The organism is Nocardioides rotundus (genome assembly GCF_019931675.1).
Classification (GTDB): domain Bacteria; phylum Actinomycetota; class Actinomycetes; order Propionibacteriales; family Nocardioidaceae; genus Nocardioides; species Nocardioides rotundus.
The window spans coordinates 2,386,420-2,400,781 of sequence record NZ_CP082922.1; the positions used below are offsets into that span (position 1 = coordinate 2,386,420).

Below are 14,362 nucleotides of genomic sequence, written 5' to 3' on the forward strand. Positions count from 1 at the left end.
TCGTCGTCCAGCGCGCTCCCCGTCGTCGCCGTCAGTCGTTGATGGCCTCGGACCGCTGCCCGTCGTCCAGTTGTTGAAGGACGACACGAGCGGTGTCGCGTGCGGTTCGGCCGGCGCCGATGAGGGTGGCGGATGCTGCGCCGGTCCAGTCGCCGTACCCGACCAGGTGCAGTCGGGGCTCGTCGGTCGCCTGCGTTCCGGCTGGTCCGCCCGTGCGCGGGTGCCCGTCTGCGGTGCTGAGATGGAGCGGGCTCAGGTGTCGCAGAGCCGGTCGGAAGCCAGTGCACCAGATGATGACGTCTGAGTCGCGCCCAGTGTCGTCGGCCCACACCATGCCGGTGGCGTCGAGCCTGTTGAACATGGGCAGCGCCTCGAGGGCCCCGCGCTTGCGTGCGTCGCGGACGCTCGGCACCATCACGATGTCACCGAGCCCGCCGACGCCGGGGTGGTCGCCACCCTCGTGCTGCGCTTGGACGCGCCGAGTGGCCGTGGTGAACAGGACCCGGCCGTCGACATCGTCGGGCAGGAACCGCGGCGGCCGGGCCGTCACCCAGATCGCGTCGGTGACCGTCGAGACCTCCGCGAGGATCTGGGCGGCGGAGTTGCCGCCCCCGACCACGACGACACGCTGCCCTGCGAAGTCCTCGGGCCGCCGGTACTGCGAGGCGTGCAGCTGGCGGCCCGCGAAGCTCTGCGCGCCGGGGTAGGCCGGCCAGAAAGGCTGAGTCCAGGTGCCGGTCGCCGACACGACGACCCTGGCGGTGAGGTCGCCATGGCTGGTGCGCACCAGCAACGGCTCGCACTCATGGGGGTCGAAGGTCGATCTCTCGACGGACAGCACTCGCCGCGGGCGCTCGACGGCGAGCTCGTATCGCTGCTCGTAGCGGGTGAGGTAGTCGACGACGTGGTCGCGGGGCGGGAACCCGTGGGATGCGTCGTCCCACGGCGGCATCATCCAGCCGGGCAACGAGGAGTACGTCGAGGGTGAGAACAGCCGCAGCCCGTCCCACATCTGCGGCCAGGCCCCACCCGGTTGGTCGGCGGCATCGAGGATGACGAAGTCCTCGCCAGGTACCAGTCCGGCCCGGCGCAGGTAGAAGCCGACCGCCAGCCCGGCCTGCCCGCCGCCGATGATCGCGACCGCGACCTCTCGGACGTCCCCGTCGCCGGAGCCAGCTCGGTCGGCGGGCACCCCCGTGCTCAGTTGATCTCGCTGCGGCGCTCGAGCAGCACGGTGTCGCGCCAGACGCCGTCGAGCTGGGCGATGCGGGTACGCACGGCGAGGGTGCGGTACCCGGCGGAGTGGTGCAGGGCGATGCTGGCGCGGTTCTCGGGGAAGATCGAGGTCTGCAGCGTCCAGAGCCCGGCACCGTCGGCCCCCGTGACCTGGGTGTACAGGAGCGCCTTGCCGACGCCCCGGCCGCGGGCGGCGGCCGCGACGTAGACCGAGCTCTCCCCGACGCCGGCGTAGCAGTCACGCGCCGAGACCGGGGTGACGGCGGTCCATCCGACGACCTCGCCGTTCAACTCGGCGACCCAGGCCAGGTCGGGCAGCCAGCGGTCGCGTAATTGCTGCGCGGTGGGCAGGGCCGTCTCGAAGGTGGCGTTGCGGGTCGCGAGACCCTCGTCGTAGATGGCAAGGACGGCCGACATGTCGGCGTCGGTCACCAGGCGGGTGGTGACGTCGGCCGGCAGGTCCTCCGGGCAGCACGGCGGCGAGGAGAGCGTGCCCATGATGACGTCAGCGGCGTGCGGGAGGCCAGTGCAGCAGGCGGCGTTGACCGAGACCATGCTGGCGGTGCCGACCTTGTCAACGACCACGAAGCCGACCTTCTTCAGCAGCTCCACGTGGTGTGAGCAGGTGGACTGGCTGACTCCGAGTGCCGCGGCGAGGTCGCCGATGCGCATCGCGCCAGCCGGTGACGTCGAGACCGTGTGGAGGAGCCGCACCCGCGTCGGGTCCGCCAGAACAGCGAACCACTCGGCGTAGCCCTCAGCCTCGGCCTTGCCCAATCCGGGCGTCTCGCGTCGCTCACCCGCGTCCAGCAGCGGCAGCGAGGGCCCGCCCGGCAAAGACCCGGTCGGCTGCGCCGCGGCGTCCTCGGGGGCTGCCTGCGTGTCGGTGACCGATGACGACGTCATGCACCCAGACTACCTTGCTTCCATCGACCCACGTCGATACAGTCACTCACATCGAGTTCCATCGACTGTTGTCGATGAAGCGCCCAAGAGCTGAGGAGTGAGTCATGCAGCACCCCGTGGTCATCATCGGCGCCGGCCCCATCGGGCTGGCCGCCGCCGCCAACGCCGCCGAGCGCGGGATGGGCTTCGTTGTCCTCGAGGCCGGGCCCCGCGCGGCCGCCGCGGTCGGCGAGTGGTCGCACGTTCGCCTGTTCTCCTCGTGGTCCGAGCTTGTCGACCCCGCCGCACGCCGCCTGCTGGACGCGTCCGGGACCTGGACTGCCCCGGACGACGCCGCCTACCCCACCGGGGGCGAATGGCGGGACGGCTACCTGCAGCCGCTCGCCGATCTCCTGGCCGGCACCACCGGCGGGCAGGTCCGCTATGACTCGCGGGTCGTTGGTGTCGCTCGCGCTGGCCGGGACCTGCTGGTCGACTCCGGACGCGAGAGCGACCCGTTCGCCATCCACGTCGAGACGTCCCAGGGTCGTGAGCGGCTCCTGGGCAGCGCTGTCGTGGACGCCTCCGGCACCTGGACGCGCCCGAACCCGCTCGGCGCCGACGGCTATCCCGCCCTCGGCGAGACCGAGAACGCCAACCGCATCACCTACGGCATCCCCGACTTCGCCGACCAGACCATCGCCGCACGGTACGCCGGCAAGCACGTCGCCGTCGCCGGCAAGGGCGCCTCCGCCCAGGGCGTCCTCGTCGGCCTGGCCAAGCTCGCGAAGACCGATGCCGGCACCGGCACTCAGGTGTCGTGGCTACTGCGCCGCCCGTCCGTAGGCGACGCGTTCGGAGGCGGCGACAACGACCAGCTCGAGCAGCGCGGCAAGCTCGGCCAAGACGCCAAGGCCGCCGCGACCAGCGGCATCGTCACCAACCTCACCCAGTTCCGCACCGCGTCGGTGACCGCCCAGGCGGACGGTCGCCTGAGCATCACCTCGCTCGACGGGCAGAGCGTCTCTGGCGTCGACGAGGTCATCGTCGTCACCGGGTTCCGGCCCGACTTCGGCTTCCTCTCCGAGGTCCGCCTCGACCTCGACCCCGCCCTCGGGGCCGCACGGGTGCTCGCCGACCAGATCCACCCCGACCACCACAGCTGCGGGGATGTGGCTCCGCACGGGCACCGCGAACTCACCCAGCCCGAGCAGGGTCTCTTCCTGGTCGGGATGAAGTCCTACGGCCGCGCGCCGTCGTTCCTGGCCATGACCGGCTACGAGCAGGTCCGCTCGGTCGTCGCGGCTCTCGACGGAGACCTCGTGGCCGCCGACCGGGTCGACCTCGTCCTGCCTGACACCGGGGTCTGCAACGGCGCCGGCGCGTTCGACGATCCCGACGCGCTCGCCGACCTCGGCGTAGCGAGCGGCGGCTGCTGCGGGCCAGCCGCTGTAGAGCCGCAACTGGTCACCCTCGGTGCCAGTGCCGGCCCTGCCAGCGCAGCGGGCGGCTCCTGCGGGTGACCCACACGCACACGCAGCCCGGCGGCGACACGCTCGACGCCGTCGGGCTGCGGCACGTGGGGGCGGTGCTGAGCACCGTGCAGATCGTGTCCTGGGGTGTCCTGTACTACGCGTTCGCTGCTCTCCAGTCCTCCATCGCCGCCGACACCGGCTGGTCAAGCGTCCCCGTCACCGGCGCATTCTCCCTGTCCCAGATCCTGTCTGGCGGTGTCGGGATCTGGGTCGGTCGACACATCGACGCGTTCGGCCCACGCCGTGTCATGACTGCGGCGTCGGCGGTCGCCATCCCGGGGGTCGCCAGCGTGGCGCTCGCCCCGCACCTCGCCCTGTTCTACATCGGATGGGCGCTCGTCGGGGTAGCCATGGCCGGCACGCTCTACCCGCCCGCGTTCGCCGCCCTGACCCACTGGGGCGGAACGCAGCGGGTACGTGCCCTCACCACCCTGACGCTCGTCGCCGGCCTGGCCAGCACCGTCTTCGCCCCACTCGCCGCACTCCTCGAGGACCTCGTCGGCTGGCGCGGCGCCTACCTCATCCTCCTGGCCGGCCTGGTCCTCATCACCGTGCCCTTGCACTGGTGGGGACTCGACCACCCGTGGCGCACGACCGACCCCGCCAGCCTCGAGCAACCCACGACGTCACGAGCCGCTGTCCAGGCGGCAGCACCGCCGACGGCGCAGGCTGCCGCAGCTGTTCGCAGTCGGCCGTTCGTGCTGCTCGCGGCAGCGAACGCCCTCACCGCACTGGCCGTCTTCGCGGTGATCATCAACCTCGTACCCATGCTGGTCGAGCAAGGCCTGAGCCGGAACCTCGCCGCCGTCGCCCTCGGCCTCGGCGGCGTGGGCCAAGTCGTCGGACGCCTCGGCTACGCCCGCTTCGCGGCCGTCACCTCGGTCACTGTCCGCAGCGTCGTCGTGCTCGCTGCCGTCGCGGTAGCGACCGCCGCGCTGGCCCTGGCGTCGTCGTCCGCTGGGGTCCTCATCGTGCTCGGGATGGTCCTCGGACTCGCCCGCGGCATCTACACACTCATCCAGGCCACCGCCGTCACAGACCGATGGGGCCCGACCGCCTACGGGACCGTGAACGGCATCCTCACCGCACCAGCGCTCGCGGCCGCCGCCATCGCTCCCTTCGTCGGGGCCGCACTGGCTCAGGTCCTGGGCTCCTACGCCGACGCGTTCCTGGTCCTCGCAGCCGTCGCCGGCGTCGCGGCCGTCCTGATGGTCGGCGCCACCCCTAAGGACCGCCCGGCCCTGCAGGACGTAGACGCGGAGCCGGGCGCCATCTCAGAGCTGCGCTGAGGCAGCCGTGGCACCACGGTCAGGCAGAAGCTCGTCGAGAAGCAACGAGATGTGCGCGTCGATGTCGTCTCGCACCCGCCGAACGACGTCGAGGTCGGCGCCGGCGGGGTCGGCGACGTCCCAGTCGACGTAGCGCCGCCCAGGCAGCACCGGGCACGAGTCACCGCAGCCCATGGTCACAACCACGTCCGCACCAGAGACGACCTCATCGGTCAGCGGCTTGGGGAACAGCTCGGACGTGGACACGCCCACCTCAGCGAGGACAGTGGCGACCTCGTCCTGGACGTGGTCACTAGGTCGGGTCCCGGCCGAAGCGACCTCGACCGCACCAGCTGAGCGCAGCGCGAGCAACGCTGCGGCCATCTGCGAGCGCCCGGAGTTGGCGGTGCACACGAACAGCACCAATGGGCGCAGCGCCTCGCGCCCGGGCAAGGCGCGGGAGGCTGCCCGGAGCCGTTCACGTGCGAAACGCTCAGCTAGCAATGGCAGGAACCCTTCGATGCTCGCCGGGAGCAACCGTGCGTAGCTGTCCTCCAAGATCTGCTCGACCGTCTGCGAGGAGAAGACGCCGGCGAACTCTCCGACGAGCTCAGCCTGCGCCGCGGCCAACGTGGGACCCGTATTCGTGTGCATGACAGCTCCAGTCGAGTAGAAGCACCCCACTCTGGGTGCAGGGTATGGATGAGTGTCGATGTTGATGAGTGTCAATGTGGCGCTATGTATCGACGTATGTCAACATTCACGCATGTCGAAGTCGTTGCAGAGTGACTGCGCACCCTTCACTGCCGACGGGCTGGCGTGCTGCGTCCCGTTGGCTCGCGAGCCCATCAGCGCCGAGCAGGCCGCCGGCGTGGTCGCGATGCTCAAGGCCATGGCCGATCCCGCCCGGTTGAGGCTGCTCTCGCTGGTGCTGTCCCACGAGGGCGGTGAGGCATGCGTGTGCGACCTGCTGCCGCACTTCGACCTGTCCCAGCCGACCATCAGCCACCACCTCAAGGTTTTGCACGAGGCCGGGCTGCTGAACCGCGAGAAGCGGGGCACCTGGGTCTACTACATCGCCCGACCCGAGGCCATGGCCGCGCTCGGAGCCCTGTTCGCCACCGGCAACACCGCGAACTCGAACGAGCTGGTGGGGGCTTCGGCATGAGCGACGCCGTCCGCGAGACGCCGGCCGCCGGCGCCGACAGCCCAGTACTCCAGCGGCTCTCGACCCTGGACCGGTTCCTCCCAGTGTGGATCGGGGTGGCGATGGTTGCCGGGCTGCTGCTCGGCCGGCTCGTCGACGGCCTCGACGACGCCCTCGCCGCCGTGGAAATCGGCTCGGTCTCCCTGCCCATCGCCATCGGTCTGCTCGTGATGATGTACCCGGTCCTCGCCAAGGTCCGCTACAACGAGCTCGGCCACGTCACCAGCGACCGCCGCCTCCTGGCGACCTCGATCGCCCTGAACTGGGTCCTGGGCCCAGCACTGATGTTCGCCCTGGCCTGGCTGCTGCTGCCGGACCTGCCGGAGTACCGCACTGGCCTCATCATCGTCGGCCTCGCCCGGTGCATCGCGATGGTGCTGATCTGGAACGACCTCGCCTGCGGCGACCGAGAGGCCGCCGCCATCCTGGTCGCCATCAACGCGGTCTTCCAGATCCTGGCCTTCGCCGTCCTCGGATACTTCTACCTCCAGGTCCTGCCCGGCTGGCTCGGACTCGACCAGACCGACCTCGACGTCTCCATGTGGAGCATCGCCAAGTCCGTGCTCGTCTTCCTCGGGATCCCGCTCGCCGCGGGGTTCCTGACTCGCACCCTGGGCGAACGCGCCAAGGGCCGCGAGTGGTACGAGACGACCTTGCTGCCCCGCATCGGACCCTGGGCGCTCTACGGGCTGCTGTTCACCATCGTCCTGCTGTTCGCGCTCCAGGGCGACACGATCACCAACCAGCCTCTCGACGTCGTTCGCATCGCCGTACCGCTGCTGGTCTACTTCGCCCTCATGTGGGGCGGCTCCATGCTGCTGACCAGGGCGCTGGGGTTCGACTACCCACGCGCGACCGCCGTCTCCTTCACCGCCGCCGGCAACAACTTCGAGCTCGCCATCGCCGTGGCCATCGGCGTCTTCGGCGTCGCCTCGGGCCAAGCACTCGCCGGCGTCGTCGGCCCGCTCATCGAGGTCCCCGTCCTCGTCGGCCTCGTCTACGTCAGCCTCTGGGCCCGCAAGTTCTTCCCCGACCGCGCCACCACCCAGCCCGACACCCGCCCCTCCTCGACCGATCCCTCAGGAGCGCCCCGATGACCGATACCGACCTCGCCACCAGCCCCAAAGCCGGGACCGGCGAGCCCGACGTTCCACAGGTCGTGTTCGCCTGCATCCGCAACGGCGGCCGCTCCGTCATCAGCCGAGTCCTCACCGAGCACTACGCGGGTGGCCACGTCCGCGCACTCTCCGCCGGCACCCAGCCCGGCGAGCACATCCACGCCGAAGTCGCCGAGGTCCTCGAGAAGCTCGGCCTCGACACCTCCGGCGAGCAACCCAAGCTCCTCACCCACGACACCATCGCCACCAGCACCATGGCCATCACCCTCGGCTGCGGCGAAGAGTGCCCCTACGTCCCCGGGGTGAAGTACATCGACTGGCCCGTCGCCGACCCCGGCGGCCAGGACGAAGCCACCGTGCGGGCCATCATCGCCGACATCGACGGACGGGTCCGCGACCTCCTGATCGAGCTTGTCCCCGACATCACCCTCCCGGCGTCGGTCCTCCAACAGGGCTGACAAGGACGAGGAGCGCAACCGTGGCCGACAACCCGAGCGTCCTGTTCGTCTGCGTGAAGAACGGAGGGAAGTCGCAGATGGCCGCCGGTCTCATGCGGCAGCTGGCCGGCGACCGCGTCCACGTCAATTCTGCCGGCACCCACCCGGGCGCGAACCTCAACGAGCTATCGGTGACGACCCTGCGCGAGATCGACGTCGATATCACCGGGCAGAAGCCGAAGCCCGTCACGTCCGACTTGGTCGGCGCAGCAGACCTCGTCGTCATTCTGGGCCCCGAGGCGCGGCTCGAACCCGTCGACGGCACCCGCTTCGAGGTCTGGGAGACCGACGAGCCCTCGGAACGAGGCATCGACGGTGCGGACCGCATGCGGCTGGTTCGCGACGACATCGCGGCACGAGTCCACCAGCTCGCGCAGGAACTGGGACCGGTCAAGATCCATGGGTCACCGGCCACTTCCATCGTGATACCCACGAAGTAGTCCCCCTCCGCAGTCGCGATTCGGACCTGATCGCACTCACCTGCTGCGTAGGGGGCCCTGCCGAACGAGACGTCATTGCTGAGTGCGGCGACGAAGTCGCGATCGTGCATCTCACTTGGCCCCGGAAGCGGGAGACGCCGCTGAGCCACGGGTAACGTTCATCGCATGGGTCGAAGAGTTCTAGTCCTACGTTGAGTCCGAGTACGACCAGGAGCCCTGACGCACTCAACTCGGCATGAGCGTGCACATCGGATCAGGCTCCTGCTGGCGCGTCGCCGCTCCCCCGCCCGCTCGCGAGGGCGCATGCCGCACCTACGTGGAGCCGAGCATCGTCTGGTGCCCCAACCGCACTCTTGAAACCTCCGCAGACTGGGCTGGGGCGGCGGTCGGATGCCGACGTGTCAGCGACGGGAAGTGTGACGGCGGTTGTGGTGGGTCAGCGGCCGTAGTGGTAGCGGCAGGCGGCGATGCGGACTTCAGTGCTGGTGACCTTGTAGACCAGCCGGTGTTCGTCGGTGATCCGCCGTGACCAGTAGCCGGCGAAGTCGTGCTTGAGCGGCTCGGGCTTGCCGATGCCTTCGTTGCCGTTGCGCACGACGTCTTGGATGAGCAGGTTGATGCGCTTCAGGACCTTGCGGTCCTGGGTCTGCCACCACAGGTAGTCCTCCCAGGCATTGGCGTCCCAGACCAGCCGCATCCTCAGTCGGCGTCGAGGAGGTCGTGGCTCTCCCCTGCGTTGGCCTCCAGACGCTCCATGGCATCGAGCAGGCGACGAGCGTTGGCGGGTGAGCGCATCAGGTAGGCGGTTTCGCGCAGGGACTCGAAGTCCTCCAGCGACACGATCACCACCGAGGGGTGACCGGCTCGGGTGATCACGACTTCCTCTCGGTCGTTCACCACGTCATCGAGCACCTGGGCATAACGGGCCCGGGACTCGGTGTAGCTCAGCGTCTTCACCATCCCACCTCCTCAGTACAGAAAACTGTACAGGCCAGGTCAAGAGTGCAGTGACAAGCCCCACGCGGCCACCAGCGTGCAGGACACGGCCCATTGGAGCCTCGTAGCGCCTACGGCGCAAGAACCACGCGGCCCCAAGGCCCCGATTGCGTGCGGATGCAGCGGGGTTTCTGGGACCCAATCCGCGGCATAAGCGCAATGGGTTCAAAATGCTGAGTGGCCCCTGACTCGCGTTTCCGCAGGTCAGGGGCCACTTTCTTGTAGCGGGGGCAGGATTTGAACCTGCGACCTCTGGGTTATGAGCCCAGCGAGCTACCGAACTGCTCCACCCCGCGTCGTGAGCACCACTTTACGGGGTCGGGGGTCGGAGCCCAAATCGGGGGTGGTCTCGACAGGCTCGACCAGCGACCCCCGGTGGTCTCGACAGGCTCGACCAGCGACCCCCGGTGGTCTCGACAGGCTCGACCAGCGACCCCCGGTGGTCTCGACAAGCTCGACCAGCGACGCCCAGTGGTCTCGACGGGCTCGACCAGCGAGAGGGCTACTCCCCGCCCTGGCCGCCATCACCGTTCCCGGAACCCTCGTCCTCGTCGGGCCGGGCGCCCGCCTCGGCGGCGAGCTCCTCGGCGCGCTGGACGTGCTCCTGAGCCTGCTCGAGGGCGGCGGCCCAGCCGGCGGTGTCGCCCTCGCGCTGCAGCCGGTCGGCCCGGCGGAACTGCCGGATCGCCTGCTGCAGCTCGGCGGCGACGGCGGAGTCGAGCGTGCCGGTCGGCGTACCCCCGGAGTCAGAGCCGGAGCCGGAGCCCGAGCCGGTCCCGGGCGCCTCCCCCAGGATGTCGTTGACCGCCTCCTCCAGGCTCGAGCCGAACCCGACCTTGTCGCCGAAGGAGACCACGACGAAGCGCAGCTGCGGGTAGTTGCCCTCGCCGCCGGTTCGGATCGTGTAGATCGGCTGGACGTACATCAGCCCCTGGCCGACCGGCAGCGTGAGCAGGTTGCCGTAGTTCACCTTCGACGAGCCGTCGTTGGTGAAGCTCAGCAGCGCCGCCTTCACCGCGTCGTCGCCGGCGAAGTTGTTGCTGATCTGGCCGGGGCCGGGCACCTGCTGTCCGCCGCGCAGCGCGAGCAGCTGCATCCGCCCGTAGTTCTCCTCATCGGCCGCGTCCGCATTGACCGCGAGGAACGCAGCGAGGTTCGCCCGGTCCACGGGTGTGTAGACCGAGGTGAGGGAGAACTTCGGCTTGCCCTGGCTGCCGTCCTCGTTCGGCATCGACACCGAGAGCCGGTACGGCGGCTGCAGGCTGGTGTCGCTGTTGGGGTCCCGCGGGATCTGCCAGGCGTCGTTCTTCTGGTACCAGTCGTCGGCGCTGGTGACGTGGTACTGCTGCAGCTGATACCGCTGCACCTTGAACAGGTCCTCGGGGTAGCGCATGTGCGAGAGCAGGCTGTCCGGGATCGACGACTTCGGCCGCACGGTGCCGGGGAACGCCTTCTCCCACGCCTTGAGGATCGGGTCCTTCTCGTCCCACTCATACAGCGTCACGCTGCCGTCGTAGGCGTCGACCACGGCCTTCACCGCGTTGCGCATGTAGTTGATCTCGTCGGTCGGCACGGTGCGGAACGCCGTGTCGTTGCCGAGGGAGTCGCTGGTCATGTCCTCGACCGAGTCCTTGGCCGCCTGGGGGTACTGGTCGGTCGAGGTGTAGCCGTCGACGATCCAGACGATCTTCCCGTCCACCATCGCCGGGAACGGGTCGCCGTCCACGGTCAGCCACGGGGCGGCCTTGCGCACCATCTGGGTCGGCTCGCGGTCGTAGAGGATCTTGGAGTTCTCGTTCACCCGGCTGGACAGCACGATCGCCGGCTCGCTGAACTTCACGGCGTACAGCAGCTTGCGCCACAGGCTGCCCACGCCGACACCGCCGGTGCCCTCGTAGGTGCTGTAGTTCTCCCCGCCGGCGCCGCTCTCGCCCTCGGGCAGGTCCAGCTCGATGTCCTGGGCACCGTCGCGCTTGCCGACGATGGAGTACGTCGGGCTCTGCTCGCCGAAGTAGATCTGGCCGCGATACCCCGGCTTGCCGTTGGTGTCCTCGAAGCCCTCGTCGCCGGCCAGCTCGGTCAGCTGTCCGCGCGGCGGGATGTCCTCCTCCGCCCACGCCAGGCCGCCGTCGCCCCGGTTGACCGCCTGGCTGTCGTTCGTCCGGTCCCGCTGGTTGCCATAGGCGGCGATCAGGCCGTAGCCGTGGGTGTAGACGGTGCGCAGGTTGTTCCAGTTCTGCGCGCTCTCGGGCAGGCCGGCCTGGTTGAGCTCGCGCACGGCGAGCACCACGTCGCGCTGCTCGCCGTCGATCGGGTAGCGGTCGACGTCGAGCACCGTGGGCACCGAGTAGTAGCCCTTGATCTGCTGGGTCTGCTCGAAGGTCTCGCTCACCAGCTTGGGGTCCACCAACCGGATGCCGGCGGCCAGCGCGTCGTCGCGCAGCTGGTCCTCCTCCACCTCCACCGACCCGCGGTAGGAGGTCTCCTCGACGTCGTTGATGTCATACGCCGTCCGGGTGGCGTCGATGTTGGCCTGGATGTAGGGCTGCTCCTTGTCCCCCTCCGACGGAGCGACCTGGAAGCGCTGGACCACACCGGGCCACACCATCCCGAGCAGGATCGCGGAGAGCGCGAGCAGGGCCACGCCCACGGTGGGCAGCATCCAGTTCCGCCGCCACAGGTTCACCAGGAACAGCACCGCGCAGATCAGCGCGATCCCGGCCAGGATGTTGTGCGCCGGGATGACCGCGTGCTCGTCGGTGTAGGTCACCCCGTCGATCAGCCCGCCCGAGGCACTGAGGGTGTCGTAGCGGTCCAGCCAGTAGTCCACCGCCTTGGCGAGCACGAAGATCGCCACCAGGACGGACACCTGGGCCTGCGCCCCCGGGGAGAAGCGATCGTTGCGGGTGACGAACTGGATCCCGCCGAACAGGTAGTGCACCAGCACCGCGGCCAGCAGTGCCACCACGGCGGTGGCCATGACGAAGTCGGTGAGGAAGTGGTACCAGGGCAGGTCGAAGACGTAGAAGCCGGCGTCCTTCTTGAACCACTGGTCCCGGGTGCCGAACGACCCGCCGTTGCGCCACAGCAGGTAGGTCCGCCAGTTCCCCGCGGCCGACGTACCGGCGAAGCTGCCCAGCAGCAGCGAGACGCCGACCAGCAGCACCCACCGGATTGGCAGCACCGCGTCGCGGTAGCGCTCCAGCCCGAGCTGGTCGGGCCCGCCCGGGCGGAACGCCGGCCGGAGCCGGTAGGCGACGACCATCGACCCGCCCACGGCCAGGGCCATGAGCGCGCCGAAGACCAGGAACAGCCCGACGCGCGTCCAGATCAGGGTGGAGAAGACCGAGGAGAAGCCGATCGAGCCGTACCACAGCCGCTCGGTCCACAGCGACGAGAACGCCGTCACGCCGATGAACAGCGCGAGCAGCACACCCACGGTGATGAGCAGGGCGCGCGGCCGCCGGCTGGGCGCGGCAGGCGGCGCAGGGCGGCCACCTCCCGGGCGGCGCGGTGGCACGTCGTCGAAGAACGGGTTGCTCACGCGGGAGGCTCCTCGGTCAAGGTGGCGGCCAGCAGGTCCAGGAGGGCGGGCACCAGGTCGGCGCCACCCACCACGGACCGGTCGTCATCGTGGGAGCGCAGGCGGAGGACGGAGTACGCCGTCCCGCCGCGCAGCGCCCCGGCGGCGATCCGGACCTCCTGGCGGTCCGGGTGCTCGGCAGCGAACTCCGCCGCCGCGCCGGCCTCGTCGGGCAGGTTGTCCTCCGCGTCGGGAGGGAGCACGAGCCGCTCGAGCACCGCGGCGCAGCCCCTGACGGCCGCCGGCCACTCGACCGACTGCAGCACCGTCTCCAACGGCTCACCGTCCGCGGGGAGCTCCTGCTCGACGGGAGTCAGGTGGCCCGCCGGCAGGTCGCCCTCGATCCCGAGCGCCTCGGCCAGGCCGGGCTCGCGCATCAACAGGTCGGCGGTGGGGACGAGCGCGTAGAGCCGCGCCGGCTGGTCCCAGCCCCCGGAGGCGACGTGCGCCTCCACCTCACGCAGTGCCGCCTCGAGGGCGAACTCCGCCTGGAGGGGGCGCTGCTCGTCGCCCTGCTCGGTCACGCTGCCTCCTTGCTGCACCGCGGGAGCGGCGCGTCGGGGTTCTCGGTCCACTTCTCGACGGCCTGCACCGCCGCGCTCATCGTGGGGGTGCGCACCAGGCGCATGTCCCCCGCGGGCGCGCTCAGCGCCTCGGCGCAGTTGTCCGGGGGCACCAGAAAGAGCCGTGCCCCGGCCTCCTCTGCCGCCACGATCTTCTGCTGGATCCCGCCGATCGGCCCGACCCGGCCCTCGGGGTCGATCGTGCCCGTGCCGGCCACGGTCCGGGAGCCGGTCAGCGAGCCGGGCGTCAGTACGTCATAGACCCCCAGGGAGAACATCAGCCCGGCGCTGGGCCCGCCGATGTTGGGGTCGAGGGCGACGGAGACGTCGAACGGGAAGTCGAAGCCGATGCCCGGCACCACCCCCACCTTGGGGCCGTCCGGGGTGCTCTTCGGCGTCACCGAGACGGTCCGGCGCTCCGAGCCGCGCTGCACGACGAACTCCAGCGGGGTGCCGGCCTCGGCGCCGCCCACGGCGGTGAAGACGTCCTCGACGGTGCGGATCCTCGTGTCCCCGATCCGGAGCAGCTGGTCGCGGACCTTCAGCTTCCCGTCCGCGGGCATGCCCTCGGTCACCGCGAGGACCTCGGCGGTCTGCGGGACGTCGTACCCCATCTCGGTCATCGCGACCGCCACCGCGGTGTCCTGGGAGGAGACCATCTGGGCCGACGAGCGCTGGTCGGCGTCCTCCTGCGTCTGGTTGTCGGGGTAGACGGTGTCGTAGGGGTAGAGGGCGTCCTCGGGGTCCAGCCACGCGTCCAGGGCCGTGAAGACGCCGACGCCGCCGTCGGGCGGGCTGACGTAGACCGTGGTCAGCCGCAGCTGTCCGTCGTCGCGGTAGGTGCGGTGCCCCTGGACCGTGATGATCTCCTCCCCGTCCTCGGCGCCGAGGACGTCGACGGTGAGCCCGGGCTGGTAGCGCACGTAGGGCACCTTCACCAACGCGGCGGTGGCGATCAGCGCAGCCAGCAGCGGCGCGGCGACGACCGCGGCGATCAGGCGCTGGCTCATGGACGAAGCCTCTCACCTTCGGGC

Annotated in this window: 14 protein-coding genes and 1 tRNA gene; 6 read left to right on the top strand and 9 right to left on the bottom strand. The window is 70.1% G+C overall.

The window, feature by feature from the left end:
• Nucleotides 1–31: 31 nt before the first annotated feature.
• Both K8W59_RS11820 and K8W59_RS11825 read right to left on the bottom strand, forming a co-directional pair.
• Nucleotides 32–1,192, bottom strand: coding sequence for an ArsO family NAD(P)H-dependent flavin-containing monooxygenase (locus K8W59_RS11820; RefSeq protein ID WP_223394064.1), 1,161 nt, complete (start codon nt 1,190–1,192; stop codon nt 32–34).
• Between the two features lie 8 nt (nt 1,193–1,200).
• Nucleotides 1,201–2,142 carry a helix-turn-helix domain-containing GNAT family N-acetyltransferase gene (locus K8W59_RS11825; protein ID WP_223394066.1) on the bottom strand — a complete coding sequence of 314 codons (942 nt, stop codon included), beginning with the start codon at nt 2,140–2,142 and terminating at the stop codon, nt 1,201–1,203.
• A 104-nt stretch (nt 2,143–2,246) separates the two neighbouring features.
• Between K8W59_RS11825 and K8W59_RS11830 the strand changes: the two genes are divergently transcribed.
• Together K8W59_RS11830 and K8W59_RS11835 are read left to right on the top strand one after the other, a co-directional pair.
• Nucleotides 2,247–3,644, top strand: a complete 1,398-nt coding sequence (locus K8W59_RS11830; RefSeq protein WP_141003295.1) for an NAD(P)/FAD-dependent oxidoreductase — start codon at nt 2,247–2,249, stop codon at nt 3,642–3,644.
• Nucleotides 3,641–4,945 carry an MFS transporter gene (locus tag K8W59_RS11835; protein WP_223394068.1) on the top strand — a complete coding sequence of 435 codons (1,305 nt, stop codon included), beginning with the start codon at nt 3,641–3,643 and terminating at the stop codon, nt 4,943–4,945. The genes K8W59_RS11830 and K8W59_RS11835 overlap by 4 nt, the downstream gene beginning before the upstream one ends.
• On the opposite strand, the gene K8W59_RS11840 is transcribed toward K8W59_RS11835, so the two are convergent.
• A complete protein-coding gene (locus tag K8W59_RS11840; RefSeq protein WP_223394070.1) occupies nt 4,931–5,554 on the bottom strand; it encodes an arsenate-mycothiol transferase ArsC in 624 nt (207 codons plus the stop codon). The genes K8W59_RS11835 and K8W59_RS11840 overlap by 15 nt on opposite strands.
• A gap of 136 nt (nt 5,555–5,690) precedes the next feature.
• Here K8W59_RS11840 and K8W59_RS11845 point away from each other — a divergent pair, with 136 nt between their 5' ends.
• From K8W59_RS11845 to K8W59_RS11860, 4 genes are read left to right on the top strand one after another with little or no spacing between them, the layout of a single operon-like run.
• Complete coding sequence (locus K8W59_RS11845; RefSeq protein ID WP_141003298.1) at nt 5,691–6,092, top strand: ArsR/SmtB family transcription factor; 402 nt, start codon at nt 5,691–5,693, stop codon at nt 6,090–6,092.
• Nucleotides 6,089–7,228 (top strand): ACR3 family arsenite efflux transporter, encoded by a 1,140-nt coding sequence (arsB, locus tag K8W59_RS11850; RefSeq protein ID WP_141003299.1) that lies wholly within the window; start codon nt 6,089–6,091, stop codon nt 7,226–7,228. The genes K8W59_RS11845 and arsB overlap by 4 nt, the downstream gene beginning before the upstream one ends.
• Entirely contained in the window at nt 7,225–7,707 is a 483-nt protein-coding gene (locus tag K8W59_RS11855) for an arsenate-mycothiol transferase ArsC (RefSeq protein WP_141003300.1), read from the top strand. Before arsB ends, K8W59_RS11855 begins: the two co-directional genes overlap by 4 nt.
• A gap of 20 nt (nt 7,708–7,727) precedes the next feature.
• Nucleotides 7,728–8,186, top strand: coding sequence for an arsenate-mycothiol transferase ArsC (locus tag K8W59_RS11860; RefSeq protein ID WP_141003301.1), 459 nt, complete (start codon nt 7,728–7,730; stop codon nt 8,184–8,186).
• A gap of 436 nt (nt 8,187–8,622) precedes the next feature.
• Here the strand turns inward: K8W59_RS11860 and K8W59_RS11865 are convergent, their stop codons facing one another.
• The 6 genes from K8W59_RS11865 to K8W59_RS11890 all read right to left on the bottom strand — a co-directional run bounded on the left by K8W59_RS11865 (nt 8,623) and on the right by K8W59_RS11890 (nt 14,338).
• The gene (locus tag K8W59_RS11865; protein ID WP_141003302.1) at nt 8,623–8,883 is read right to left on the bottom strand and encodes a Txe/YoeB family addiction module toxin; all 261 of its coding nucleotides are present in this window, start codon (nt 8,881–8,883) and stop codon (nt 8,623–8,625) included.
• Between the two features lie 2 nt (nt 8,884–8,885).
• Entirely contained in the window at nt 8,886–9,146 is a 261-nt protein-coding gene (locus K8W59_RS11870) for a type II toxin-antitoxin system Phd/YefM family antitoxin (protein WP_223394072.1), read from the bottom strand.
• A gap of 258 nt (nt 9,147–9,404) precedes the next feature.
• Nucleotides 9,405–9,478, bottom strand: a tRNA-Met gene (locus K8W59_RS11875).
• Between the two features lie 206 nt (nt 9,479–9,684).
• Nucleotides 9,685–12,726 (bottom strand): UPF0182 family membrane protein, encoded by a 3,042-nt coding sequence (locus tag K8W59_RS11880; RefSeq protein ID WP_223394074.1) that lies wholly within the window; start codon nt 12,724–12,726, stop codon nt 9,685–9,687.
• Nucleotides 12,723–13,289: a PPA1309 family protein gene (locus tag K8W59_RS11885; RefSeq protein WP_223394076.1), complete on the bottom strand. Its 567-nt coding sequence runs from the start codon at nt 13,287–13,289 to the stop codon at nt 12,723–12,725. Before K8W59_RS11885 ends, K8W59_RS11880 begins: the two co-directional genes overlap by 4 nt.
• Nucleotides 13,286–14,338: a YlbL family protein gene (locus tag K8W59_RS11890; RefSeq protein ID WP_223394078.1), complete on the bottom strand. Its 1,053-nt coding sequence runs from the start codon at nt 14,336–14,338 to the stop codon at nt 13,286–13,288. Before K8W59_RS11890 ends, K8W59_RS11885 begins: the two co-directional genes overlap by 4 nt.
• Between the last annotated feature and the right edge of the window lie 24 nt (nt 14,339–14,362).

Coding starts and splice junctions, on each gene's coding strand:
- K8W59_RS11825 (WP_223394066.1), bottom strand. CDS start 2,142: ATGACGTCGTCATCGGTCACCGACACGCAGGCAGCCCCCGAGGACGCC.
- K8W59_RS11830 (WP_141003295.1), top strand. CDS start 2,247: ATGCAGCACCCCGTGGTCATCATCGGCGCCGGCCCCATCGGGCTGGCC.
- K8W59_RS11845 (WP_141003298.1), top strand. CDS start 5,691: ATGTCGAAGTCGTTGCAGAGTGACTGCGCACCCTTCACTGCCGACGGG.
- arsB (WP_141003299.1), top strand. CDS start 6,089: ATGAGCGACGCCGTCCGCGAGACGCCGGCCGCCGGCGCCGACAGCCCA.
- K8W59_RS11855 (WP_141003300.1), top strand. CDS start 7,225: ATGACCGATACCGACCTCGCCACCAGCCCCAAAGCCGGGACCGGCGAG.
- K8W59_RS11865 (WP_141003302.1), bottom strand. CDS start 8,883: ATGCGGCTGGTCTGGGACGCCAATGCCTGGGAGGACTACCTGTGGTGG.
- K8W59_RS11870 (WP_223394072.1), bottom strand. CDS start 9,146: ATGGTGAAGACGCTGAGCTACACCGAGTCCCGGGCCCGTTATGCCCAG.
- K8W59_RS11890 (WP_223394078.1), bottom strand. CDS start 14,338: ATGAGCCAGCGCCTGATCGCCGCGGTCGTCGCCGCGCCGCTGCTGGCT.